Here is a 24,169-nt window from a genome sequence, read left to right on the forward strand (position 1 = left end):
AGGAGTTCTGCGTGCAAAAGCGCGATGTATCAGCCCATCTCGACGTCGACATCACCGGCGAGACCGACCTCGAGTTCCAGATCGCCGTGGCACCACATCCGGGCGCCGAGGTGTCCGAAACCCTGTCATTCCTTCTCGACGGACAGCCCGTGGAGGCCCGGGAGGTCGCCGGACCCCACGGCAACCGGATCCATCTGCTGCATGCCGGTGTCGGCAAACTGAAGGTCGCGTACAAGGCCACCGTCGTCGGCAACACCGCACCCGCCACGGCCACCGACTACGACCGGTCGCTTTATCTGCGGCCCAGTCGGTACTCCGAGGCCGACAAGTTCTTCGGTTGGGCCGCAAAGCAATTCGATACCAGCGCCGAACCGGCCAAACTCCTCGAAACCGTTGCGGCCTGGGTGGGCAACCACCTCGACTACACACCCGGCGCCAGCGGTCCGACCGACGGGGCCACCGACACCCTGCTCGCCGGGGCCGGCGTGTGCCGGGACTACTCACATCTCGTCGTCGCAGCCCTTCGTGCGCTGAACGTGCCGGCCCGGCTCGTCGCCGTCTATGCACCCGGGTGTGACCCGATGGACTTCCACGCCGTTGCCGAAGCACTCGTCGACGGGCAATGGCGGGTGGTCGATGCGACCCGCCTCGCGCCCCGTCAGACCCTCGTGCGGATCTCCACCGGGCGCGATGCCGCCGACACCGCATTCCTCGACAACCATGGTGGCGCAATCACTTTGAACTATGCGTCGGTGACCGCGGTGGTCGACGGCGCGCTCCCCTCCGACGACATCGGTGACCTGATCTCGATCACCTGACCCTCCCCGCCGGGACCGCCGGGGGGCCTAGCCCTGCTGCTGTTCCGCCCACCACCGGCGCAAGGCCTGTTCGGCCTCCTCATGGGACATCGGGCCACGATCGAGCCGGAGTTCCTTGAGGTAGCGCCAGGCCTTACCGACCTGGGGGCCGGGCGGCAGACCGAGCAATTCCATGATCGCGTTGCCGTCGAGGTCGGGGCGCACCCGCGCCAGATCCTCCTGCTCGGCGATCTTCGCGATCCGCTCTTCGAGGTTGTCGTAGTTCTGCTGCAGCCGGCGGGCCCGGCGTTTGTTGCGGGTGGTGCAGTCGGCGCGAACCAGTTTGTTCAGGCGGGGGAGTAGGTCACCGGCGTCGGTGACGTATCGGCGGACCGCGGAATCGGTCCACTGGCTGTCGCCGTAACCGTGGAACCGCAGATGCAGGAACACCAGATTCGCGATGTCCTCGATCACGGCCTTCGGATACTTCAGTGCACGCAGCCGCCTGCGGACCATCTTCGCACCGACCACCTCGTGGTGGTGGAAGCTGACTCCGCCGTTGGGCTCATGCCTGCGGGTGTCCGGTTTCCCGATGTCGTGCAGGATGGCGGCCCACCGCAACACCAGATCGGGATCGCCGTCTTCGAGGTCCATCGCCTGGGCCAGCACCGTCAACGAGTGGGTGTAGACGTCCTTGTGCTGATGGTGTTCGTCGATCGCGAGCTTCATCGCCGGGATCTCCGGGATCACCCGCTGCGCCAGACCCGTCTCGCAGAGCATGTCGATCCCTTCGACCGCGTGCTCGCCGAGGATCAGCTTGTCCAATTCGGCGGCGACCCGTTCGACGGTGATCCGGTCGATCTGGTCGGCCATCGTCGTGATCGCCTCGAACACCCGCGGGCTCAGGGAGAAACCCAGCTGGGACACGAACCGCACCGCCCGCAACATGCGCAGGGGATCGTCGTTGAAGGAGTCCTCGGGGGCGGCGGGGGTGTCGATGACACCGGCGAGCAACGACTCGAGCCCACCGAGTGGATCGACGAACTCCTGGCTGCCGTCCGCCCCGATCTTCACCGCCATCGCGTTCATCGAGAAGTCCCGGCGCACCAGATCGTCTTCGAGCGTGTCCCCGAACCGGACCTGCGGATTGCGGCCGACCCGGTCGTAGCTGTCGGCACGGAACGTGGTGATCTCGATCTGGTGCCCGGACTTGGCCGCGCTGATCGTCCCGAAGTCGATACCGGTGTCCCAGATCGCCTCGGCCCAGCCGCGTAGCAATTCCTGCACATCCTGCGGACGGGCATCGGTGGTGAAATCCAGATCGTTCGTCAGACGTCCGAGGACGGCGTCGCGCACCGAGCCGCCGACCAGGTAGAGCTGGAATCCGGCGGCGGCGAATTTGGCGCCGAGCGGATCGAGGACGTCGGAGAGCTCCCGCAGCGACACCGCGGCAGCGGCCAGGAGCCGCGTGCGTCGTTCCTCTGCGCCTGCGGAATCGGCGGCAGAGGAATCGTCGGCAGAAGGGGGAGTTGTCACGAAACGCCAGACTAGTCGAGCGGGAGGGGCCGAGGAGTTCACGGGCCACCACCAGGTGTGAGTTCGGGGCCTGATCGGCCACGCTGGCGGAAACAGCCGGTTACCGACGACTAGCATCTATTGAGTGTCAGCCGAACCCACAGAGCCGAGTAGGGACGTCACCCGGCGTCCTCGGCGTCGGCGCGGCAGTCGCCGCGGGGGCGGCGCTGGTCAGACCACCGATCCCCGGCCACCCGCAGCGGTGTCCGATTCACCGGCGCCCAACGACGCGCCGACGGCCGACAAGCCGGCGGCCGGCGGATCCTCCCGCCGCTCGCGTCGCGGTCGGCGGCGCAAGCCGTCCCGTCCGGTCGACAACACCGTCGACGCCGCCCGCAGCGAATCGACGGGTGTCGCGGGCACCAAGGCCCTGGAGGGTCGGACTGCGCAGGTCAAGCCCTCGGACGTCGGCAAATCGAAGTTGCCCACGAAGGTTCCGGCGAACCTTGCGAAGCAACGGTTGCGTACCGTCCGGGAGACCTCGGCCGGTGGTCTGATGGTCTCCGGTCTCGACGGTCCTGACGACGAACGGTGTGCAGCTCTGATCGGCCGGGTCGACCGCCGTGGCCGCATGATGTGGTCGTTGCCCAAGGGCCACATCGAAACCGGTGAGACCGCCGAGCAGACCGCCATCCGTGAGGTCGCCGAGGAGACCGGCATCGAGGGCAACGTCGTCGCGCCCCTGGGCAAGATCGACTACTGGTTCGTCAGCGAGGGCAAACGTATCCACAAGACGGTGCACCACTATCTGATGCGGTTCACCGGGGGTGAGCTGTCCGACGCCGACTACGAGGTCGCCGAGGTGGCCTGGGTGCCGTTGGCCGACCTGCCCCGCCGGCTCACGTACTCCGACGAGCGGCGCCTGGCCCGCGTGGCGGAAGACGTCATCGCCGAACTGACCGCCGATCCCGATCGGATGGCCGAATCCGAGGCCCTGGGCACCCGCAGCGAACCCAACGCCTATGAGAAGGCCGCCGCAGCGCGCAACCAGAAACGTAACGAGCCCCCGGCGCCGGTCCAGAAGCCCCGACGGCGCCGAAGGCGCGGTCGACGCGGTTCCGGGCGTGGCGGCGACGGTTCGACGGGTAAAGGCGGGGGATCGACCACGCACCACCCGATCGGCGACTCCGGCCCATCAGAAGCCACGTGAAGGGCGGTTCGATGGGGGAACGGGGGAACGTCCGCCTGCGGCGGTTCCTGGTTGTCCGGCGACTCCTGATCATCCTGGGCGCGATGCTGCTGGTGGCGGTGTCGCCGGCCCCCGCGGCACTCGCGGCGCCCGGCGATGTGCGGGATACGTCCGACCGGTTCCTGCAGATCTCCCTGGAGTCGATCGACCCGTCGACCGTCTCGACGACCAGCACCGGCACCGTCACCGCGCGCGGCACGCTGGACAACATCGGTGACCGCCCGGTGCGCAACATCGCGATGCGCATGCAGCGCGGTGACGTGATCACCACCAGCGCCGGACTCGGGGACTCCCTGGCCGACGACCCGAACAGTTTCGAGATCGTCGGCAACTTCGTCGATGTGACCGGTGAGCTCGAACCCGGCGAATCCGTACCGTTCACCCTGCGGATGCCGTTGTCGGCGGACGATTCCGGCCGGCCCAGCCTCGACATCGACACGCCCGGCGTCTATCCGATCCTGATCAACGTCAACGGCACGCCCGAGTACGGCGATGCGGCCAGGCTCGACGATTCCCGAACCCTGTTGCCGGTGATGGGTCTGCCCGACGACGAGACCCGCGCACAGACCCAGGGTTCTGCCGGCTCCGACTCCACCCTGTCCAGGGAGCTCCCGGTGGCCCCGGACGGGTCCATCGCCCCGGACACCTCCCAGCCGGTGGGACTGACGCTGCTGTGGCCGATCGCCGCACCCGCCTCACTTGCGCCGGGCGTGACCGGCGGCGGCGACGAAACCGTCCGGCTGATGGACAACGGATTACGCCGGTCGCTCGAGCCCGGTGGACGACTCGACACCCTCCTGGCCGCGATGGAGCAGACCCACGAGCAAGAGGCCAACACCCCGCTCACCCAGAGCCTGTGCCTGGCCGTCGACCCCGATCTGCTCGTCAGCGTCCAGGCCATGACCGGCCCCTACCTGGTCAGCACCGACCCCGGCGATCCGACCGGACCCGCGTTCGAGGGCACCGGATCGGAGGTCGCCAAGTCCTGGCTGGCCCGGTTACAGGCACTGGCACCGACCATGTGCGTCGTGGCGACCCCGTTCGCCCACGTGGACACGAACGCACTTGCTCAGGTGGACGACTCCGGGCTCTCCGAGGCCGCGCTGGCCACCCCGGCCGACATCGTCGACACCATCCTCAAGGTGAAGAGCGTGCGGGGACTCACGCTTCCCACCTCCGGTGTTCTCGACGACGAGGCCGCCGCCCTGGTGAAGGACAACGGCGCGGTCGGCACGCTTCTGTCCGCCTCCGCGGTCCGGACCACCACACCCACCTCCACCCACGGTGAATATCCCCTCGGCAACGACCTCGCCGTGCAGACATTCGATCCCGCGATGGCCAGTGCGCTGGCCGCGATGGGCCAGACCCCCCGGTCCGCCCAGGTCACCCCGACCGATCAGCGCGACGGCTGGTTGCGCGGCAGCGAGCAGGGCCGGCGGCAGACCGCACTCGGGGCGATGATGTTCCCCGCACTGACGCCGTCGACATCGTCCGCGGCGGCCGCCCCCCTCGGGCGGGCCCGGTCCGATGACCCGATCGCCGAGACGGTCGGCCGGGGGCAGGTCCTCATGCCGCCGCCCACGTGGTCGGCCACCGCCGACGACGCCAAGACCGTGTTGTCCACGATGACCCAGTTGCTGGCATCCAATCTGGCCGTCCCGCGACCATTGGAGGCAGTGCGTACCGACCTCACGGCCACCGCCACCGCACCGGCCGGGGCCGACCTGATCGCGCCGACAGGGACCGAGATCACCGGTCCGTCGGTGCAGACGATCACCGCCGTCGGGTCGGACACCACCCAGACCTGGGATCTCCAGGAATCGATGGTCGCGCAGCCCGATGTCCCCATCACGCCGCAGGCATACATGGCTCCGCTGCGGGAAGATCTGCTCCGGGCGATGGCGTCGGTCTCACCGCAGGACCAGCAGGCCGCCGCGGAGGCAGGCAGGATGCGGACCTCGGCGGTGGCGATCACCGTCGCCGGAATCCGGGGTGGTGTCGGCATCCTCGATCCCGGCGGCCGTTTCACCCTGGCCTCCGAACGGAGCCCGTTGCTGCTGGTCATCCGCAACGATCTCCCCGTCGCGATGCGGGTCCGTCTCTCCATCACGGCCCCGGCGGACATGACGGTCGGGAATCTCGGCACCATCGAGATCCCGGCGCAGGGAACCCGGCAACTCCAGATCCCGACCCGGTCCGACCGCTCCAAATCCATGACCGTCCAGATCGGTTTGGTCACATCCAGTGGTGTCCCGTTGGGTAGTCCGATCGAATTGTCAGTACATTCCAACGCATATGGACAACCGCTATTCATCATCACGATCTGTGCCGGAGTGCTACTCGTGCTCCTCGCCGGCCGACGGCTCTGGCACCGATTCCGCGGCGAACCAGACCCCGCTGACCTCGACCGACCCGAACCAGACGAACATGAGCGTCTGATGGCGGACAGTCGCGCCCTGCACAGCGGCGCCATCGGCACGTGGGCTTCGCCGGAGCCCGGGCACCGGCCCGGCCACAACCCCGAGCCGCATGACGGGGATCTCCGATGACCGATCAGCCACCACCTCCGCCGCCCCGGCGCCGCCCGCCGCCCGGACCGATACCGGGTCGGGGGTCGGCTCCCCGGCCGCCATCGGGTGCTCCGCAGGGATTTCGGCCCGCACCGCAGGGACGTCCGGCACCGCAGGGGCGTCCCACTCCACAGTCACGGCCCCCGTACGACGACCGGCCGCCGCCCGGTGCGCCGGCTCTGAACCGCGCGCGGATGAACCGTGCCGCCCCGGCGTCGATCACGGTCGACCCCAAGCCCGGCGAACCCGAACCCGACGAGCCGACCGGTAACACACCGCGACAGCCGTCCGACGACAGTGTGATGCGGACCAGTGGTTCCATCGCGCTCGCCACCCTCGTCTCCCGGATCACCGGTTTCGTCCGCACGGTCCTGGTGCTGGCGATGCTCGGTGCCGCGGTCGCGTCGTCGTTCCAGGCCGCCTACGTGCTGCCGAACATGATCGCCGAGGTCGTCCTCGGCGCGGTGCTGACCGCGATCGTCATCCCTGTCCTGGTCCGTGCCGAACGCGAAGACGCCGATGGGGGAGCCGGTTTCATCAACCGGATCTTCACCCTCACGGTCGTCCTGCTCGGGGCCGCCACGCTGATCGCGGTGATCGCGGCGCCGCTGCTGACCACCCTGAATCTCGGTGACGGCAAGGTCAACCGGGATCTGGCGACCGCGCTGGCATACCTGCTGTTACCGGCGATCCTGTTCTATGGCCTATCAGCCCTGTTCATCGCGGTCCTGAACATGAAGGGCCTGTTCAAACCGGGCGCTTGGGCACCGGTGCTGAACAACATCGTGCAGATCGTCACGCTGATCGCCTACGCCGCCAGCCCGGGTGAGATCTCCCTGAACCCGGTGCGGATGGGCGACACCAAACTGCTCATCCTCGGCATCGGCACCACTCTCGGTGTGGTCGCGCAGACGCTCGTCCTGGTCCCGGCCATCCGCCGCAGCGGCGTGAAACTGCGTCTGCAGTGGGGTCTGGACGCCCGGCTCCGCAAGTTCGGCAACATGGCCGTGGCGATCGTCCTGTACGTGGCGGTGTTGCAGATCGGTCTGATCGTCACCTATCGCATCGCGTCGGCCGCGAGCGCGGACGGCGTCAGTGTGTACGCCACGCAATGGCAGTTGCTGCAGTTGCCGTACGGCGTGCTGGGCGTGACCATCCTGACCGCGATCATGCCGCGGCTGTCCCGCAACGCCGCCGCCGACGACACCCACGCGGTGATCGACGACCTCTCGCTCGCCACCCGCCTGACGATGGTCTCGCTCGTCCCGGTGATCGCGTTCATGACGTTCTTCGGTCCGGCGATCGGTGTGGCCGTCTTCAACTTCGGAAAGTTCAACGCCGATACCGCCTCCCAATTGGGCAGTGTGCTGTCGTGGGGCGCGTTCACGATGATCCCGTACGCGATGACACTCGTGCAGCTACGGGTGTTCTACGCCCGCGAAGACGCCTGGACCCCGACGTACATGGTCGTCGGGATCACCGCGGTCAAGGTCGCCGCGTCGTACCTGGGCCCGGTGCTGTTCGACAACCCGGACGACATCATCCGCTGGCTTGCCCTGTCGAACGGTCTGGGCTATCTGGTCGGTGCCGTTGTCGGGCACTATCTGTTGCGCAGCCGCCTCGATGGCGCGCGGATGACCAACGTCGGCCGCACCGTGTCGTGGACCCTGGTCGTGTCCGTCGGATGCAGCGCGCTGGTGTGGGCGCTCGCCGAGCTCTCCGGGCTGGACCAGTTGTCCACCGATCACGGCAAGGTGGGGTCGCTCGCCTACCTCGCCCTGGTCGGCATCGTGACGATCTCACTGATCTACATCGTGCTGACTTTGCTGCGCGTGCCCGATGTGCTGACCGTGGTGGTCGTGGTCCGACGTCTGCTCGGCCGATTCATCCCGGCCATCGCCCCGGCGCCGCAACCCGAGACCGAGGGTGCGGCGACGATGACCATCCAGTTCCCGCGGATCTCGGGCGAGGAATCTGTTCCGTATTCTGGTCAGGTCGAAGTTATCCGACGCTTCGACCGGGGTACGTCGAGCTGGCAGGCCTACGCGGTCACGAGCGGCGGCGCTGCCGGAACCGAATTCCGTCAGCCACAAGACCTGCGGTATCGAAGGAAAGGAGTGGGTGCTTTGGGTAAACAGGATGCCGACAGCAAGCCGGTCGAGGCGCCCACGTCGGCACGCCCGTCAGCGGGCACGCCGGCTGCCGACGAGACCGCGCAGATGAATCTCGCGGACGTGGCAGCAGCAGGCAAGGCCACACCCGAAGCCCCTACCGGAGCCCGTCCACCGGCACCGGCCCCCGCCAGGCCACGGGTTCGCCGGGGCCCCAGGCTCGTTCCCGGAGCCGCCGTCGCCGGCGGCCGGTACCGGCTCCTGCAACATCACGGTGGGGCACGCGGGCTGCAGTTCTGGCAGGCCCGCGACATCAACCTCGACCGCGACGTGGCACTGACATTCGTCGACGCCGAACAGACCGCTCCGCCCCCGGAACCCGGTGTCCGGATCGATCCCCGCGCCGAGGGTCCGCAGGCAGTGTTGTCACGGACGCTTCGCCTCGGCCGGATCAACTCGCCCGGCATCGCGCGGGTCCTGGACGTCGTCCGCGGTTCATCGGGCGGAATTGTTGTCGCCGAGTGGATCCCGAGCTCGTCGCTGGCCGATGTCGCCAAGTCGAATCCGTCGCCGGTCGGTGCTGCTCGCGCAGTCCGCGCACTGGCCGGCGCCGCCGAGGCAGCCCACCGCAACGGCGGCGCGCTGTCCATCGACCATCCCGAACGCGTCCGGATCAGCCAGGAGGGCAATGCATTCCTGGCGTTCCCCGGTACGCTCGCCGACTCCGACAAGTCCTCGGACGTCCGTGGCCTGGGCGCGGTTCTCTATGCACTCCTGCTGGCGCACTGGCCGCTCGATGCCGAGACCGGGATCGAACTCGCCACCAGCCGGCAATCAGCCGAACCGATCGGTGGTCTGCCGCCGGCCGCCCCCGGTAACGACGGTCTGCCGCGTGAACCCCGGGCGCAGCGTCCTGACATCCCGTTCGAGATCTCCGCGGTCGCGGCTCGGGCGCTGGAGGGCAACAGCGGGATCCGCACCGCGGCCACCGTCCAGCATGTCCTCGACCAGGCGACGGTTCTCGATCAGCAGACCGACCTGATCGCTCAGGTCGGGGCCGACGGTAAACCGGTGAACGCCGCGCCGCGGGCGACCCCGAGAATGCTCGGTGGGGGCGACGACCACGAGACGAAGAAGCCTCGTTCGGTGCGCACCATGGCGATCCTGGCCGGTGCCGGATTGTTCATCCTGTTCCTGGTGATCGCCGTGGTCGTCTGGGCCACCAACGCTTTCGGCGGCGACGACGACACCCCCGACATCGACTCGATCTTCTCCACCTCCGCGGGCCCGTCCGGCGATGCGGCCACACAGGCCCCCGCTCCGGCTCCGGCTCCCGCGGGACCGGTCGGCCTGACGGCGGTCACGATGCTCGACTACTCGGATCAGGTTCCCGACGGCCGTACCAATCTGAACAACGTGATCACCGGGCAGGCACCGGCATGGAAGACCGACGAGTATCGCGGTGGCGCGAAGTTCGGCAACCTCAAACCCGGTCTCGGCCTGATGTTCACGCTCGATCGGGACGCGACCCTCTCCGAGGTCGTCGTGCGGTCACCGACGCCGGGCATGCAGCTCGAGATCCGCACCGCGAACTCGGTCCAGACGGCATTCGAAGACACCACCCTCGTGGGTGCCGCCACCCTCGAGGGCGCGGAAACCCGCATCCCGATCAGCGGCGCCGGACCGTCGAAGTACGTTCTGGTGTGGCTGACGTCCCTGCCCCGCAACGACAGTGGGCGCTACCAGGGTGCGGTCGGTCAAGTGTCGATGACGGGCTAGTACGGCCGGTGAGCGACGATCTGCCGGCGGGCGCGGTGCGCTGTGAAGACGGGTTGATCCGTCCGGCGTGGGCCGCGCAGTCGGGTCTGATGCGCGACTACTACGACACCGAGTGGGGTATGCCGGTGTCGGGGGAGAACGCCCACTTCGAACGTCTTGCGCTGGAGGGATTTCAGGCCGGATTGTCGTGGGCGACGATCCTGCGCAAACGGCCGGCGTTCCGGGAGGTCTTCGCCGACTTCGATGTCGACACCGTGGCCGGCTACGGCGAGGTCGAGGTGGCCCGGATGCTCACCGATGCCCGGATCATCCGGCACCGCGGCAAGATCGAGGCGACCATCGGCAACGCCCGCGCCGCCCAGAACCTGCGCGCCGAGGGTGGTCTGGTCGACTTCCTGTGGTCCTACAAACCGGCGTCCACCCCACGTCCGCAGACCATTGCCGACGTACCGACCACGTCGCCGGAGTCGGTCGCGATGTCCAAGGCCTTGCGGTCAAAAGGTTTTCGATTTGTGGGCCCGACCACCATGTATGCGCTGATGGAGGCCATCGGGATCGTCGACACCCACCTGATGACCTCGTTCCGGCGGGGGAGTTCGGGTGTCTGGACCGACACCGACCAGTCGGCTACCGCGGATCCGGCGGACTGAGGCGCCGGACGAGTTCGGCGAGGTTCGTCGGGAAGATCAATTCGGTGCTCGACTCCAGGTCCGCGGGCGACCACCAGCGGTGGTCCAGGATCGTCATCCGCTCGAGGTCGGTCCAGCCGACCGAATGCGGCTCGAAAGCCGGTACGTAGGCCACGAAATAGACCTCGACCTGGTGGATCGGCTCGCCGGCGAAGTCGACGTCGAACTCTCGACGCAGCACCGGACCCGACATCGCCTCCACCAGGTGACCGGTCTCTTCGTAGACCTCACGCCGGGCCGTCTGCTCGTCGGTCTCGTCGCCTTCGCGCCCGCCGCCGGGGGTGAACCACCATGTCGGGCCGGAGGAGTTCATCGGATCGACCCCGCGGAACAGCAGTGTCCGGCCGAGCTCATCGATCAGGATCATGCGCGCTGCCAGTCGGCGGCGCCGTACCGATTCCATCACCGGACCCCTTTCCGTTCCATCACCCTGCCAGATCCGCGACCGGATCTGGCAGCAGGTCACACCATTGGCCCCGGGGTAGGGGGTGATGGTCACGCTCGCACAGTGCGTTTGGCTAGTGTGGTTGTTGGCTACGGATGGCAGCCCGGGCGTCCGCCCGGCACACCGGAGTGCACGGCCGATCGGAAGCGAGTGGGCTCGATGATGGCTCGAACGGCCGAATATCCCAGACCGAACCACTGTCTCGTGCACATCAGTGACACCCATCTGATCCACGGTGACGGCGACCTCTACGGCGGTGTGGACAGCACGGCGCGACTGCGCCAGATCCTCGACGAACTCGCCGCTTCCGAGGCCGCGATCGATGCACTGGTCTTCACCGGCGACCTGACCGACAAGGGCGACGCCCGCGCCTATGCCACGTTGCGCGGCATGGTCGAGCCGATCGCCGAGGGGCTCGGGGCCGAAGTCATCTGGGCCATGGGCAATCACGATGACCGCGCCGTCTTCCGCACCGAACTGCTCGACGAGCCGCCGCTGACCGGGTCCATCGACATGGTGCACGACATCGGCGGGCTCCGGATCATCACGCTCGACTCGACTGTCCCCGGCTTTCACCACGGCGAGCTCAGTGATGCCCAACTCGGTTGGCTCAGTCGACATTTGGCGACACCCGCCGAATACGGCACCATCCTCGCGATGCACCATCCACCGGTGCCGTGTGTGCTCGACCTGGCCGTGACCGTCGAACTACACGATCAGCAGCGACTGGCAAATGTGTTGCAGGGCAGCGATGTCCGCTCCATCATCGCCGGACACCTGCACTATTCGACCACCGCGATGTTCGCCGGGATACCGGTCTCGGTGGCCGCCGCCACCTGCTACAACCAGGATCTCAACGTCCCGGCCGGGGCGATGCGCGGCCGGGACGGGGGACAGGGTTTCAACCTGATCCACGTCTACGACTCCACCGTGGTCCACTCGGCCGTACCCATCGGCACGTATGCGACTGTGGGTGAATATGTTTCACCGGACGAGACGGCACGGCGGCTGGCCGCGGCCAACATCCGCATCGCCGAGAGCACCCGGCGCAGCGCGGCGGCCCGGAACTAGGCCGACGCCGCCTCCGCGACGGTCTCCCACGGTGCGGCGATGGGGAAGTAGCGGTCGAGGAACCCGGTCACCGTCTGGGTTCGCAATTCCAGATCGACCTCGGGCGTGCTGCCGTCGTTGAGGCAGAAGAAGTCGACGGCCCGGCGTGGCAACATCTTCTCCATCGCCTTGAGTCCCGCCACGGCCGTGGTGTCGATGTACTTCACCTTGGCCTCTTTCTGAACGACCGCGCGGCCGGTCATCAGCGCGTAATAGTGGTACAGCGAATTGGTCACCGAGATGTTGGTACTGGTGCGGAAAGCACTGGCGGCGGTGGCCGCGAACTCCTCGGGAAACTCATCTTCCATTTCCTGTAACACGCTCTTGCGCAACGGTGTTGCAGCATGTTCGAGATGCCGTGTCGTCATCAGTCCGAACCGGTTCTGCAGCAGTCGCCGGTTGACCCTGGCGGCGTTCTCGAAGCCGCTGCGGTCGGCGTCGCTGTATCCGAGTCCGATCCGCGTGGTCGCCTCGATGAACATGCTCACGCCACCGGAGGAGAAGAACGCCTGCGGTCCGACCGGCCGGCCGAAGAACATGTCGTCGTTGGAGTACAGGAAATGCTCGGACAGCCCGGGGATGTGGTGGAGCTGGCTCTCGACGGCCTGCGAGTTGTGGGTCGGCAGCACCGACGTATCGACGAAGAACTCCTCGCTGCGGACGAAGGTCACCCGGGGATCGTCGGCGAGCCACGCCGGACGCGGCGAGTCGGTGGCGACAAAGATGCGGCGAATCCAGGGTGCGTACATGTGGATCGACCGCAACGCGTACTTCAGCTCGTCGATCTGCCGGTATCGTGCCGCCGACGCATCCCCTTCTCCGACAATGTAATTCTGCATTCGCTTGGCTCGCTGCGCCTGGAACTCTGCCGACGACCCGTCGACCCAGGAGAACACGATGTCGATGTCGAAGTTCACGTCGGAGGCGTGCCCGGCGAACATGTTCTCGATGGTCGGCCAGGTCAGACCGTAGCGCTCGACGGTCCCGCGCACGGCCTCGTCCGTCGGGATGGTCCGCCGGGTCAACGAGTTCTCGATCGGCAGGGTGATCTCGGTGTCTGCGAACGACCACAGCTCGATCTGAACCGCGGTCGCAACACCATAATGCAGACCGCTCGTCGGTTCGACCCGCGGTCGGTAGAGCCGGAAGATCCTGGCCTTGGGGGACTGTGAGAGCTTCCCGTCACCCACCAACACTGCCTTACCGCGTTCTGCATCAACGGTTTTGGAGTAGAACGGCTCACGCTCACAGGCCTCGACCATGGCGGTCCTGAACGCGGCGCGATCGGACCACGCGATCGCGATCACCGGCCGTTCGTCATTGCCCCGGACCAGGAGATACTCGATCTCGGTCGCATCGAGGACACCCCGGATGAACAGCAGATCCTCGACCATCGCCTGCTGCGGTGTGGTCGACGAGATGGCCAGCGCGTACCGGCCCTCGAAACCGACGACATTCGGCTGCTCTCGCAGGCGGGCCACCGACGCGGCCGACTCCCGGACCACTGGCTCCGGGATCTCCGGCTCGGGCGGGACGAGGTAGATCTCATGGGGCGCTGGGGGTGTGATGGCAATTCCTTCCGGGGACGGCATACGGCCGAGAGATCCCCGGAACGCCTCCAGTGTAGATGGTCTGCTGCGGCCCGGGCCCGTCACCGGTCGACCCCTCAGCGGGCATATCTCAGGAACAGGAAATCGTCGTGGGCGAGGGCGTGTGCCAGCGTCAGACCACGTGGCTCGACGAGGGGTCTGGCCGGCCGCGCCCGCGGGGTGTGTTCCTGCAGCCCGGCGAACTTCGGCGCCACCGTCAGACACAGTTCGTCGATCAGATCGGCACCGACCAGCGCGTCCAGCAACGTCGGACCACCTTCGCACAGAATATGTTTCAGCCCACGGTCTTCGAGCGCGGCGATCGCCGCGGGGAGGTCGACGGTGTCGTCACCGACAGCGATGACGTCGACGCCGTAATCCTCGACCCGGCTGCGCGCACGCGTGGTCGTGACGATGATCGGCGGGGGTGTGGCGCCCATCAGTCGAGAGGTCTGCGGCAGAACACCGGAATTGGTGACCACCGCGACCGGTGGTGGGGTCATCTGTCCACGCAGCTCACGTGCTCGGCGGTATGAGTCCTTCAGCACCACCGGGCCGTAGTTCTCCGCGCGAACGGTCCCGGCACCGACGAGGACCACGTCGGCGAAGATCCTCAGGGCCTTGAGCAGAGCCTGGTCGGTGGCACCCGAGATCTGACGTACCCGTCCGTCGAACGCCGCTTCGCCGTCCAGGCTCATGACCATGTTCGCCCGGATGCCGACGGGCGGATCCGCGTACCATTCGACGGCCAGTGCCGTCGTGTCCACCTCACCCGAGGGCAACAACCGCACCTGTGAATCGCTCATGCGTCGTGCCCGGGTTCGAGGTCGCGGACATCGGAGAAGCTCACCAGTTCCTCGGCGGCCGCGGGCGTCACCTCACCGTCGAACGGTTCCAGGAGTATGCCCTGGTGGTCACCGGCGTCGATCCGGCGGATGATCCGCCCGGCGAACCAGGCGGCGGCATCGTCGAGGATCGGCAACCCCTGCGGTCCCTCATGCCACCGGCATCGCTCGAACTTGTCCACCTCATCACCGGTTTCCGTCCCGAACAGGCGGGCGACGTCGATGTCCTTACGAGCGAGCACATGCACGGCCAGGTACTCCGCATCCTGTGCCACCCCGAAGGTGTGGTTGCTCTTGGACACCCCGACGAAGAACCGGGACGGATTGATGCTGGCCTGACTCGCGAAGCCGACCAGGCAACCCGAACGTCGATCTGCAGCACGGGTCGTCACCACGAACATCGGGTAATTCAACTGGCCCACCAGCTGCTCGAAAGCGGGTTCAGAGGATTCCTTTTCATTCACCACTTGCTCATCCTTCGTCCCACTGATCACAACCGTTCTCGGACACGTTCCGCTTTCAGTGTCTCCCGTGGAGTAGAACGCAAACCTCACGGTTCATTTGCCCCGCCCACCAGGGGATACGGATTTCGCTTCTACCGTCGCGTGGAGCGTTGGCCTCCACTAGTCTCCATCCATGGCCGAGTGGGGGGAGGTCTGTGGGGATGATGCGCGGACCGATGAGGAATTGCTTGCCGCACATGTGGAGGGGGACTCCGATGCTTTCGGGATACTGATCACGCGGCTGCAGGGTCATTTGTGGGCGGTGGCACGCCGGACCTCGCATTCGGACGAGGACGCGGCGGATGCCTTGCAGGAGGCGCTGCTCAAAGCGCACCGCATGGCCGACGGATTTCGGGCCGACGCCAAGGTGAGCTCGTGGATGCACCGCATCGTGGTCAACGCCTGCCTCGACCGGATCCGCCAAAACAAGGCCCGGCCGACGGTGCCGCTGCCCGAGTTCGACATCACCGAGTTGGCCGATCCTCATGACCAGCATGGTGAGGTCGACCTTTCGGTGTCGGTGGGCCGGGCCCTCGACGCCCTGCCGGCCGATCAGCGCGCTGCGATCGTGGCGATCGACATAGAGGGGTACTCGGTGTCCGAGGCGTCGGCGCTCCTCGGTGTGCCCACCGGGACGATCAAGAGTCGTTGCGCACGCGGACGGGCCAGACTTGCTGTGGCGCTGGGGCATCTGCGGTCACCGGCCGAAGAAGCCAATTCCTAGTCGGTTCATCGGGGGCACCCCACGACGATCTGGTCGGTGGCAACGCGGTCTACTGGTGGGATGGGTTTCACGCGCGCAGAACTCGAGTCATATCGTGATGCGGTCATCCCGGACCTGGTCGGACCCGACTGCCGGCTGTTGTTCGTCGGTATCAATCCGGGCCTGTGGACGGCCGCGACCGGTGCCCACTTCGCCCGTCCGGGCAACCGGTTCTATCCGGCCCTCGCCCGCGCCGGGATCGTCGACCGGGTGATCGACGCATCGAAGGGATACCGCGAAGAAGACCGACAGCTGTTGCTGGACAGCGGCATCGGCATCACCAACCTCGTTCCGAGAGCAACGGCTCGGGCCGATGAGCTCACGCCCGAGGAACTGCAGACCGGTGGCGAACGATTGGTGGAGACCGTCGCCGCGGTGTCCCCGAAGGTGATCGCCGTCGCCGGAATCACGGCATACCGCAGCGCATTCGGGGAACGAAAGGCGGTGTCCGGCCGTCAGGAACGGACCATCGCGGGCGTCCCGGTGTGGGTGGTGCCCAACCCCAGCGGTCTCAACGCCCATGCCAATGTGGACTCGCTGGGCATTGCCTACCGTGAGCCTGCCAGGGCCGCCGGCATCGTCCGATGATGACCCGGTTCACCGATTCGGATGTCGAGGGAACCGACCGAACCCGGCCGACGTCCTAGCTGGGTATCGAGATGACTGGCCATCGAGATGACAGGGAAGCAGGGGTCCGCGCGATGTTCGGTATCGGCAACCGAGTCCAACCACACCCGGACCTTCTCGAACCGCCTTATCGCGTGGATGTGATCGCCGATCTTCACGCCGGTGTCTACCCGGACGATTTCGCGCAGGTACTCAGGCCCCGGGTGCTTGCCGATCCGGACGGCGCCGCCATCTGGAGGGCGCTGGAGGCGACCACCGCCCAGCTGGCCGAACTACCCCCCTCACCGGTCCCGGTACCGCCCTTCGTACAGGAGCGGATCGACCAGACCATGACGGCGATTGCCGACGACAATCGCGACAAAGCGCAGGTCACCTGGTTGTCACGCCGGCGCGGTGCAGTCGCGGTGTCGCTGGCGGCGGCGGCCGCGGTGGTCGGGATCGCGGTGGGGGCCACCTTCGCCTTCACCGCCGATTCGAGCGACTCCGATCGGGTGCCGGTGGCCACGGCGACCGCCCCGGCCGTGCCGTCGACCGCCACCCTTCTCAGCGTCCTCGGCAGCACCGAGAGCACCGGATTCGTGGACCGGGCAGCACAGGATCGGTGTCTGCTCGCCAATCAGATTCCGCCCTCGACCCCGGTCCTCGGCGCCGGGTCAATCGACAACGCCGGCGGCCGTGCCGTGGTGATCCTGCTGGCCACCGGCACGATCGGTACGTTCGACGCGCTGGTCGTCGGCACCGACTGCACCACGGGCAACCCGGCGACGATCAGCCGGACCACCATCGGCGACAAGTGAGGCGATCGCCACTGCGGCGATCACCCCCACCGGGACGACCGCGAGGTGTCCGGTTACCACGGCCCACACCAGCGGCCCGAGCGCAGCCACCACCGCGGTGATCGCGCCGACGAGCAGGCGGTTGCCACCCTGACGACGTCCTCTCGCGGTCGATCCGGGCACCAGATGCATGAGTGCGGCCGCCAGCAGAACCGAGCCGATGAGATCGCTGGGGCGGTGCCAACCCCAGACCATCAGATCCTGGGAGACAAGCGTCAACCACCCGACGCCGGCGACCGCGGCGATCGGCCCGAGCGAACGTGGTGCGGCCCGCACGATCGCTGCGACGCACCCCGCGGCAGCTGCCGCATGACCGCTGGGGAACGTGTTGGTCACCCACCCGAGTCCCTCGAAGTCGGGACGGGTCAGCAGGTCATCGCGCAGCAACTGCGTGAGTACGATCCCGATCACCGGAAGCACAAGCAGCACAACGATACTCAGTCGCCTGCGGGCCAGCAGGCCCAAACCGATGATCGCCACGGCCGAGACCACCCACAACCTCAGATCGGTGACCGAGCCCAACCCGACGATGTGGGGGAGATCAGCGGTGGCACCGGTCCCACGCAGGGACAGAAAGGCCCGCTCATCGGCGCGCTGACCGGCCGCGGTGTGGACTGCGAGCAGATACACCGCGATCATCGCGGCCGCCGGTGATACGACCCACAACGCCGACGACAGCGACAGCTGTACGCGCGACGAACGAAGCGGGGACGATCGATACATACGCTCCATGGTGCCGGACAACCCTGTGAGTCCTCTCAGCCGCTGCGTCGCGCCGATGCCCGGGAACAGATGCCCTTAGGCTGATGTTGTTCAAGGCGTTACCCAGTGAAGGAAAGTGGAGCATCGATGACCTCAGCAGGTACCGACACCGTCTACGACGTGATCATCATCGGATCAGGTCCGGCCGGCTACACGGCAGCCGTTTACGCAGCTCGTGCAGATCTGTCGCCCGTCGTATTCGAGGGCACCCAGTTCGGCGGCGCGTTGATGACCACCACTGAGGTCGAGAACTTCCCGGGTTTCCAGAAGGGCATCCAGGGTCCCGAGCTGATGGAAGAAATGCGTGAGCAGGCGCTTCGTTTCGGTGCCGATCTGCGCATGGAAGACGTCGACGCGGTCCGCCTGACCGGCGACATCAAGGAGATCGACGCCGGCGGCGAGACCTTCCGCGCCAAGGCCGTCATCCTCGCCATGGGAGCAGCGGCCCGTTACCTCGACGTGCCCGGCGAGCAGGAATTGCTCGGACGCGGCGTGTCCGCCTGCGCCACCTGCGACGGTTTCTTCTTCCGCGACCAGGACATCGCCGTCATCGGCGGCGGCGACTCGGCGATGGAGGAGGCGACATTCCTCACCAAGTTCGCCCGGTCGGTCACCGTGATCCACCGTCGCGAGGAATTCCGGGCGTCGAAGATCATGCTCGACCGCGCCCGGGCGAACGACAAGATCCGCTTTGTGACCAACACTACGATCGGCCGCGTCCTCGGCGAGACGTCCGTGACCGGGCTCGAACTGGTCAACACCGTCACCGGCGAGACCTCGAAGCTGGACGTGACCGGCATGTTCGTCGCGATCGGACACGATCCGCGCAGTGGCCTGGTCAAGGGGCAGGTCGACCTGGACGCCGACGGCTACGTGCGGGTCGAGGGCCGCACGACCTACACCTCGCTGCCCGGCGTCTTCGCCTCCGGCGATCTCGTCGACCACACCTATCAACAGGCGATCACCGCCGCCGGTTCCGGCTGTGCCGCGGCCATCGACGCCGAGCGCTGGCTGGCCGATCAGGCAGATTCGACCGGACCCGACGTACCGGAGGCAGTCGGGGCAGCAGCGGCTGCGGCCGGGGCCTGAACCACCGACAAACCGCATGATCCGTTCGTCTGAACGGACTGCAACCCAAGCTGTGAAAAGGAGAACACCATGGGAGCAAACACCGTCGTCGTCACCGATGCCACGTTCAAGGAACAGGTACTCGGAGCGGACAAGCCGGTCCTCGTAGACTTCTGGGCCACCTGGTGCGGACCGTGCAAGATGGTCGCCCCGGTCCTCGAAGAGATCGCCGGCGAGAACTCGGAGAAGATCACCGTCGCCAAACTCGACGTTGACCAGAACCCCAACGTGGCCAGGGACTTTCAGATCATGTCGATTCCGACCATGATTCTTTTCGAAGATGGAAAGCCCACCAAGACCATCGTCGGCGCCAAGGGCAAGGCAGCTCTGCTGCGCGAGCTCGACGGAGTGATCGGTAAGTAATATCGTCTCGGGTCGGTAACGGCCAGTCATCAGCAGTGTGACCGTAAAGGTCCCGGACTGGTGCCTGGCCGTATTGGCTCTGTCAGGGGATTGCTGAGACACTGGCTAGCGAGTTCGTGTCCTGGCTCAACGAGCTCCGTGCGGTCGCTCGTCCGTGTTGTCGTTAGAAGGAAGGCCACTCAGATGCCGTTGTTCCGGTTGGGGGATCACGGATCCGCTGTCGCCGAAATACGGGCAATCCTGACGAATCAGGGTCTGCTGGCCGACACCGTTCCCTTGCTGGGAAGGGCTACCGATAGCAACGGCTGGGCGCCACCCGAAGCAGTCTTCGACGCCGAGACCGACCAGGCCGTTCGTGCGTTTCAGCAACAGCGTGGACTGCTCGTCGACGGTGTTGTCGGTCCGGCCACCTTCGGAGCGCTTCATGAGGCCTCTTACCGTCTCGGTGCGCGCGTGCTGTTCTATCAGCTCTCGGCGCCCATGCACGGCGACGACGTCGCAACGCTGCAATCCCGGCTGCAGAACCTCGGTTACTACACCGGTCTGGTCGACGGCCATTTCGGCGGCGACACCTATACCGCGTTGTGCAATTACCAGAGCGAGTTCGGGCTGAGCGCCGACGGCATCTGCGGTCCGGCCACGCTGCGGTCCCTGGAGCTGCTCGGAACCCGCGTCACCGGCGGATCCCCGCACGCGATTCGCGAAGAAGAACACGTCCGTCGTCTCGGGCCGCAGTTGTCAGGCAAACGCATTGTCATCGATCCCGGTTCCGGTGGTGACCATCCCGGTGCCGATCCGGCTGAATCGGCTCTCGAAGCCGAAATCCTCTGGGATCTCGCACGCCGTCTCGAAGGTCGGATGATCGCCGCCGGCATGGAGACCTTCCTGTCGCATTCCGAGGATCAGAACCCGACCGACAAGGAACGCGCCGAGATCGCGAATTCCATCGGCGGCGACCTACTCATCGCACTGCGCTGTGCCCACTACCCGAACAGTAGCGCCAGTGGTGTGGCGTGCTTCCACTTCGGAACCTCCCACGGATCGACGTCGACGATCGGCCGATCGCTGTCGGGCTTCATCCAGCGCGAGATCGTCGCCAGAACCGAACTGCGAGACTGCCGTTCGCATGAGCGCACGTGGGACATCTTGCGGCGCAGCCGGATGCCCGCGGTCCAGCTGGACATCGGTTACATCAGCAATCGTCACGACGCCACCGAGCTGAGCAAGCCAGAGGTACGTGACACGATCGCCGAGGCGATTCTCGTCGCCGTCAAGCGCCTATATCTACTGGAGCGGGACGACCAGCCCACCGGCACGTACACATTCGCCGGATTGCTGGCCTCCGAACAGATTCCGCGCTAGAACGCCTGCCGGCTCGGGGGATACCCGAGCCTCATCACGGCTGTGGCGTGTTGCGTTGTCCGACGGTCACAGCAGTTCGTTCTCGACCGGCCACATCGATGGCGGCCATCACAACCAACTTCTCGAGCGCACTCTCGACGCCGGCCTTCCAGCCGAGGTCGGTATCCAGTTCCAGTCGCAGCCGCGGAAAGCGGTGGTGCGCCGACACCACGTCGAAACCGGATTCTTTGAGGAACTCCGCGTCGATCATGCAGCGAGGACAAATGGTTTCGTCACCGACGATCTCGCCGTCACCCTGTTCGGCACTCAGGTCGGCTCGCTCCGACCGCACGATCCCGAATGCCTCGATGGCACGGACTCCACGGCGGGTGAGATCGACGACCACCGCCCGCACCAGATCCTCGGCGGCATTGTCGTGACCGGGATCCACCCACATCGATGAGAGGATCACCGCATCCGCAGATACCGGGGAAGTGGGGAAGAGGGTCGCGCGGGGGACACTGCGCGGGGGACCGTAGAACGCGGCCCCGACAACTTTGCCGGTCTGGCTATTGACCGCAACCTGTGCGCACGTGCCCCACTCGAGCAGAAGCATGGAGACCCATGCCTCTTTGTCGAACTCGCTCTCGAATGGTGCTCCGCCCACCATGTCGGGGATCAGGTCTGGCTCCATCTCCCAGAACACACAGCGCCGACCGTGTACGGGCAGTGTCTCGAACCCGTCCATGGTGAGCGGCGTTATCGTTACCGACACGGACCCGCCGCCTCCTGAACACACCTGATTGGACCAATTTCTCCGAAGAACACATCTCAGCATATGCGATGAGGGAATCGGAGTCGCAACGAGCGAGGGTGAACGCCAATGCCGTTGTGTAAAAGGACCTTTGGGTCAAAAATCCGAAGGTTCTACACATTGTTGTCACAGTGACGTTTCACCTGCACCCACCGGTACCTGGGATTTCGGGGTGAATTTTCTACCCTTGCGCGATGATGTCCACCAGCCGCTCGAGGTCGCCCACCGATCCGAATTCGACCGTGATCTTGCCCTTGCGCTTGCCCATTGCGACCGTCACGCGGGTGTCGAGCTTGTCCGACAGCCGCTCGGCCACGTCCTGCAGGCCGGGCATCTGGATCGGCTTGCGCTTCGCGGCAGGTGTCGTCTTGCCGTCGTCCCGGTTGGCCAGTGTCACCGCTTCTTCGGTGGCACGCACCGACATGCCCTCGGCGACAATCCGGGCTGCGAGGACTTCCTGCGCGTCTGCGCCGGCCTCGAGGGAGAGCAGTGCGCGGGCGTGACCTGCCGACAGGACACCTGCGGCAACCCGGCGCTGGACCGGGATGGGGAGACGGAGCAGCCGGATCATGTTGGTGATCACGGGGCGTGAACGGCCCAACCGGCTCGCCAGTTCATCGTGGGTGACACCGAACTCTTCGAGTAATTGTTGATAGGCCGCCGCCTCTTCCAGAGGATTCAGTTGCACGCGGTGGATGTTCTCCAGCAGCGCATCACGCAGCATGTCGCCGTCGGCGGTCTCCCGGATGATCGCCGGGATCTTCTCCAGACCGGCTTCCTGGCTCGCTCGCCAGCGGCGCTCACCCATGACGAGTTGGTACTCGGCGGTGCCCTCCGGCTCCGCCAGGCGACGCACCACGATCGGCTGCATGAGCCCGAACTCGCGGATGGAGTGGACGAGTTCGGCCAGCGCCTCTTCGTCGAACGCCGTGCGAGGCTGCTGCGGGTTGGGCTGGATGCGACCCGGTTCGATCTCCTGGTAGATCGCACCCACGTCATCGATCCCGGCCGGGTCGGTGATGGATGGGGGAGTGGGCACCGGCGCACTCGCGGAGTTGGTGTCCGTTGCCTTCGCCGGTTTGCCCGTGCCACCGCCGTCCACGATGGTGTCGGGGGCGTCAGCAGTGCTCGATGTCGGCGCGGTGCGGCCGCTGCCGAACATGACGTCGGTGGCAGCTGAACCCATCTTCGGGCCACCGTCGGCAGGACCGGTGGGGATCAACGCGGCGAGACCACGTCCAAGACCGCCCTTGCGGGGCGCTGCCTTCGCCGGCTTGCCTGCTCCCGGGGCTTTCGTAGGAGTCGCTTTCGAAGAGTTCTTGTCGTCGGTCACTGCCGGCCCTCCACATCATCTTGAACGGATCGCATTGCCAATTCACGACCGGCGTCCAGGTAGCTCATCGCTCCACGGGAACCCGGGTCGTACTCAATGATTGTGCTGCCGTATCCCGGGGCCTCAGAGACCTTCACGCTGCGCGGAATGATCGTGTTGAGGACTCGGTCACCGAAGTGCGCGCGGACGCTCTCAGCGACCTGGTCGGCGAGTTTTGTCCGGCCGTCATACATCGTCAGAACAACGGTCGACACGTGCAGTGCGGGGTTGAGGTGGGCCTGCACCAGGTTGATGTTCGAGAGCAATTGGCTCACGCCCTCGAGCGCGTAGTACTCACACTGGATCGGGATCAACACCTCTTGGGCAGCCACCATCGCGTTGATGGTCAGCAAGCCCAGTGACGGCGGGCAATCGATGAGGATGAAGTCGAAGTCATACCGATCGAGGGTCTCCCGGTCGAGTGCGTTGCGTAGACGGTTCTCCCGCGCCACCATCGAGACCAGCTCGATCTCCGCGCCTGCCAGATCCAACGTCGCCGGGACACAGAAGAGGTTCTCGTAAGACGAGCTCTGGACGATCGTGTCAGCGAACGCGACCTCGCCGATCAAGAGTTCGTAGACCGACGGAACGCCGGAACGGTGATCCACACCCAGCGCTGTGCTCGCGTTGCCCTGGGGGTCCAGGTCTATCACCAGAACCCGAAGCTGATGTACGGCCAGTGCGGCGGCAAGGTTGACCGCCGTGGTGGTCTTACCGACGCCGCCCTTCTGATTGGCGATTGTCATGATCCGGGTGCGCGGGGGGCGGGGGAGTGAACCCGACCCTCCCGGGGTCAGCACCCGGCTCGCACGCTCTGCCGCCGCAGCGATAGGGGTGTCGTAATGGGTTTGGGGTCTGGCCTCATATCCGGTGGTTTCACGTGAAACTGTTTCACGTGAAACATACGGTTCATTGGACACGCTTTCGCTCCTTCGGCTACGCCTACCGAACATTCTGCGCT

Annotated in this window: 20 protein-coding genes and 1 pseudogene; 12 read left to right on the forward strand and 9 right to left on the reverse strand. The window is 66.3% G+C overall.

What is annotated here, in order from left to right; genetic code table 11:
- Nucleotides 1-11 precede the first annotated feature (11 nt).
- Complete coding sequence (locus AC51GR_RS09320) at nucleotides 12-818, forward strand: transglutaminase-like domain-containing protein (RefSeq protein WP_496324350.1); 807 nt, start codon at nucleotides 12-14, stop codon at nucleotides 816-818.
- A gap of 27 nt (nucleotides 819-845) precedes the next feature.
- Here AC51GR_RS09320 and AC51GR_RS09325 read toward each other — a convergent pair whose 3' ends face one another.
- Nucleotides 846-2,333, reverse strand: a complete 1,488-nt coding sequence (locus AC51GR_RS09325; protein ID WP_496324351.1) for a CCA tRNA nucleotidyltransferase — start codon at nucleotides 2,331-2,333, stop codon at nucleotides 846-848.
- A gap of 124 nt (nucleotides 2,334-2,457) precedes the next feature.
- Between AC51GR_RS09325 and AC51GR_RS09330 the strand changes: the two genes are divergently transcribed.
- The 4 genes from AC51GR_RS09330 (at nucleotide 2,458) to AC51GR_RS09345 (ending at nucleotide 10,671) form a co-directional block, all read left to right on the forward strand.
- Complete coding sequence (locus AC51GR_RS09330) at nucleotides 2,458-3,522, forward strand: NUDIX hydrolase (RefSeq protein ID WP_496324352.1); 1,065 nt, start codon at nucleotides 2,458-2,460, stop codon at nucleotides 3,520-3,522.
- A gap of 11 nt (nucleotides 3,523-3,533) precedes the next feature.
- Nucleotides 3,534-6,110, forward strand: a complete 2,577-nt coding sequence (locus AC51GR_RS09335) for a DUF6049 family protein (protein WP_496324353.1) — start codon at nucleotides 3,534-3,536, stop codon at nucleotides 6,108-6,110.
- A gap of 215 nt (nucleotides 6,111-6,325) precedes the next feature.
- Nucleotides 6,326-10,021 (forward strand): murein biosynthesis integral membrane protein MurJ, encoded by a 3,696-nt coding sequence (gene murJ / locus AC51GR_RS09340; RefSeq protein WP_496324621.1) that lies wholly within the window; start codon nucleotides 6,326-6,328, stop codon nucleotides 10,019-10,021.
- An 8-nt stretch (nucleotides 10,022-10,029) separates the two neighbouring features.
- On the forward strand, nucleotides 10,030-10,671 hold the full coding sequence (locus AC51GR_RS09345) for a DNA-3-methyladenine glycosylase I (protein WP_496324354.1): 642 nt from the start codon (nucleotides 10,030-10,032) through the stop codon (nucleotides 10,669-10,671).
- On the opposite strand, the gene AC51GR_RS09350 is transcribed toward AC51GR_RS09345, so the two are convergent.
- On the reverse strand, nucleotides 10,649-11,209 hold the full coding sequence (locus tag AC51GR_RS09350) for an NUDIX hydrolase (RefSeq protein WP_496324355.1): 561 nt from the start codon (nucleotides 11,207-11,209) through the stop codon (nucleotides 10,649-10,651). The genes AC51GR_RS09345 and AC51GR_RS09350 overlap by 23 nt on opposite strands.
- Before the next feature lie 105 nt (nucleotides 11,210-11,314).
- Between AC51GR_RS09350 and AC51GR_RS09355 the strand changes: the two genes are divergently transcribed.
- Complete coding sequence (locus AC51GR_RS09355) at nucleotides 11,315-12,226, forward strand: phosphodiesterase (RefSeq protein ID WP_496324356.1); 912 nt, start codon at nucleotides 11,315-11,317, stop codon at nucleotides 12,224-12,226.
- On the opposite strand, the gene AC51GR_RS09360 is transcribed toward AC51GR_RS09355, so the two are convergent.
- The 3 genes from AC51GR_RS09360 to AC51GR_RS09370 all read right to left on the reverse strand — a co-directional run bounded on the left by AC51GR_RS09360 (nucleotide 12,223) and on the right by AC51GR_RS09370 (nucleotide 15,166).
- Nucleotides 12,223-13,857 carry a stealth family protein gene (locus AC51GR_RS09360; RefSeq protein WP_496324357.1) on the reverse strand — a complete coding sequence of 545 codons (1,635 nt, stop codon included), beginning with the start codon at nucleotides 13,855-13,857 and terminating at the stop codon, nucleotides 12,223-12,225. The genes AC51GR_RS09355 and AC51GR_RS09360 overlap by 4 nt on opposite strands.
- 74 nt (nucleotides 13,858-13,931) lie before the next feature.
- Entirely contained in the window at nucleotides 13,932-14,660 is a 729-nt protein-coding gene (locus tag AC51GR_RS09365) for a pyrimidine reductase family protein (protein ID WP_496324358.1), read from the reverse strand.
- A complete protein-coding gene (locus AC51GR_RS09370) occupies nucleotides 14,657-15,166 on the reverse strand; it encodes a flavin reductase family protein (protein WP_496324359.1) in 510 nt (169 codons plus the stop codon). Before AC51GR_RS09370 ends, AC51GR_RS09365 begins: the two co-directional genes overlap by 4 nt.
- Nucleotides 15,167-15,335: 169 nt before the next feature.
- Here AC51GR_RS09370 and sigM point away from each other — a divergent pair, with 169 nt between their 5' ends.
- The 3 genes from sigM to AC51GR_RS09385 all read left to right on the forward strand — a co-directional run bounded on the left by sigM (nucleotide 15,336) and on the right by AC51GR_RS09385 (nucleotide 17,389).
- Nucleotides 15,336-15,926, forward strand: a complete 591-nt coding sequence (gene sigM, locus AC51GR_RS09375) for an RNA polymerase sigma factor SigM (RefSeq protein WP_496324360.1) — start codon at nucleotides 15,336-15,338, stop codon at nucleotides 15,924-15,926.
- Nucleotides 15,927-15,986: 60 nt separating this feature from the next.
- Complete coding sequence (locus AC51GR_RS09380) at nucleotides 15,987-16,553, forward strand: mismatch-specific DNA-glycosylase (RefSeq protein ID WP_496324361.1); 567 nt, start codon at nucleotides 15,987-15,989, stop codon at nucleotides 16,551-16,553.
- A 71-nt stretch (nucleotides 16,554-16,624) separates the two neighbouring features.
- Entirely contained in the window at nucleotides 16,625-17,389 is a 765-nt protein-coding gene (locus AC51GR_RS09385; RefSeq protein WP_496324362.1) for an RsmA family anti-sigma factor, read from the forward strand.
- Nucleotides 17,390-17,560: 171 nt separating this feature from the next.
- On the opposite strand, the pseudogene AC51GR_RS09390 reads toward AC51GR_RS09385, so the two are convergent.
- Nucleotides 17,561-18,160: pseudogene (locus AC51GR_RS09390) on the reverse strand (phosphatase PAP2 family protein); the annotation flags it as partial.
- Between the two features lie 117 nt (nucleotides 18,161-18,277).
- On the opposite strand from AC51GR_RS09390, the gene trxB reads away from it, so the two are divergent.
- The 3 genes from trxB to AC51GR_RS09405 all read left to right on the forward strand — a co-directional run bounded on the left by trxB (nucleotide 18,278) and on the right by AC51GR_RS09405 (nucleotide 21,043).
- Nucleotides 18,278-19,279: a thioredoxin-disulfide reductase gene (gene trxB, locus AC51GR_RS09395; protein ID WP_496324363.1), complete on the forward strand. Its 1,002-nt coding sequence runs from the start codon at nucleotides 18,278-18,280 to the stop codon at nucleotides 19,277-19,279.
- A gap of 69 nt (nucleotides 19,280-19,348) precedes the next feature.
- Complete coding sequence (gene trxA, locus AC51GR_RS09400) at nucleotides 19,349-19,681, forward strand: thioredoxin (protein WP_496324364.1); 333 nt, start codon at nucleotides 19,349-19,351, stop codon at nucleotides 19,679-19,681.
- A gap of 183 nt (nucleotides 19,682-19,864) precedes the next feature.
- On the forward strand, nucleotides 19,865-21,043 hold the full coding sequence (locus AC51GR_RS09405; protein ID WP_496324365.1) for an N-acetylmuramoyl-L-alanine amidase: 1,179 nt from the start codon (nucleotides 19,865-19,867) through the stop codon (nucleotides 21,041-21,043).
- A gap of 34 nt (nucleotides 21,044-21,077) precedes the next feature.
- Here the strand turns inward: AC51GR_RS09405 and AC51GR_RS09410 are convergent, their stop codons facing one another.
- The 3 genes from AC51GR_RS09410 to AC51GR_RS09420 form a co-directional block, all read right to left on the reverse strand.
- A complete protein-coding gene (locus AC51GR_RS09410) occupies nucleotides 21,078-21,797 on the reverse strand; it encodes a hypothetical protein (RefSeq protein WP_496324366.1) in 720 nt (239 codons plus the stop codon).
- 220 nt (nucleotides 21,798-22,017) lie between these two features.
- Nucleotides 22,018-23,058, reverse strand: coding sequence for a ParB/RepB/Spo0J family partition protein (locus AC51GR_RS09415; RefSeq protein WP_496324622.1), 1,041 nt, complete (start codon nucleotides 23,056-23,058; stop codon nucleotides 22,018-22,020).
- Nucleotides 23,059-23,165: 107 nt separating this feature from the next.
- Nucleotides 23,166-24,161, reverse strand: a complete 996-nt coding sequence (locus AC51GR_RS09420) for a ParA family protein (protein WP_496324623.1) — start codon at nucleotides 24,159-24,161, stop codon at nucleotides 23,166-23,168.
- Nucleotides 24,162-24,169 lie beyond the last annotated feature (8 nt).

The organism is Williamsia sp. z71 (assembly GCF_059553375.1).

Coding starts and splice junctions, on each gene's coding strand:
- AC51GR_RS09335 (WP_496324353.1), top strand. CDS start 3,534: ATGGGGGAACGGGGGAACGTCCGCCTGCGGCGGTTCCTGGTTGTCCGG.
- murJ (WP_496324621.1), top strand. CDS start 6,326: ATGAACCGTGCCGCCCCGGCGTCGATCACGGTCGACCCCAAGCCCGGC.
- AC51GR_RS09355 (WP_496324356.1), top strand. CDS start 11,315: ATGATGGCTCGAACGGCCGAATATCCCAGACCGAACCACTGTCTCGTG.
- AC51GR_RS09360 (WP_496324357.1), bottom strand. CDS start 13,857: ATGCCGTCCCCGGAAGGAATTGCCATCACACCCCCAGCGCCCCATGAG.
- AC51GR_RS09365 (WP_496324358.1), bottom strand. CDS start 14,660: ATGAGCGATTCACAGGTGCGGTTGTTGCCCTCGGGTGAGGTGGACACG.
- sigM (WP_496324360.1), top strand. CDS start 15,336: ATGGCCGAGTGGGGGGAGGTCTGTGGGGATGATGCGCGGACCGATGAG.
- AC51GR_RS09380 (WP_496324361.1), top strand. CDS start 15,987: ATGGGTTTCACGCGCGCAGAACTCGAGTCATATCGTGATGCGGTCATC.
- AC51GR_RS09385 (WP_496324362.1), top strand. CDS start 16,625: ATGACTGGCCATCGAGATGACAGGGAAGCAGGGGTCCGCGCGATGTTC.
- trxB (WP_496324363.1), top strand. CDS start 18,278: ATGACCTCAGCAGGTACCGACACCGTCTACGACGTGATCATCATCGGA.
- trxA (WP_496324364.1), top strand. CDS start 19,349: ATGGGAGCAAACACCGTCGTCGTCACCGATGCCACGTTCAAGGAACAG.
- AC51GR_RS09405 (WP_496324365.1), top strand. CDS start 19,865: ATGCCGTTGTTCCGGTTGGGGGATCACGGATCCGCTGTCGCCGAAATA.
- AC51GR_RS09420 (WP_496324623.1), bottom strand. CDS start 24,161: ATGTTCGGTAGGCGTAGCCGAAGGAGCGAAAGCGTGTCCAATGAACCG.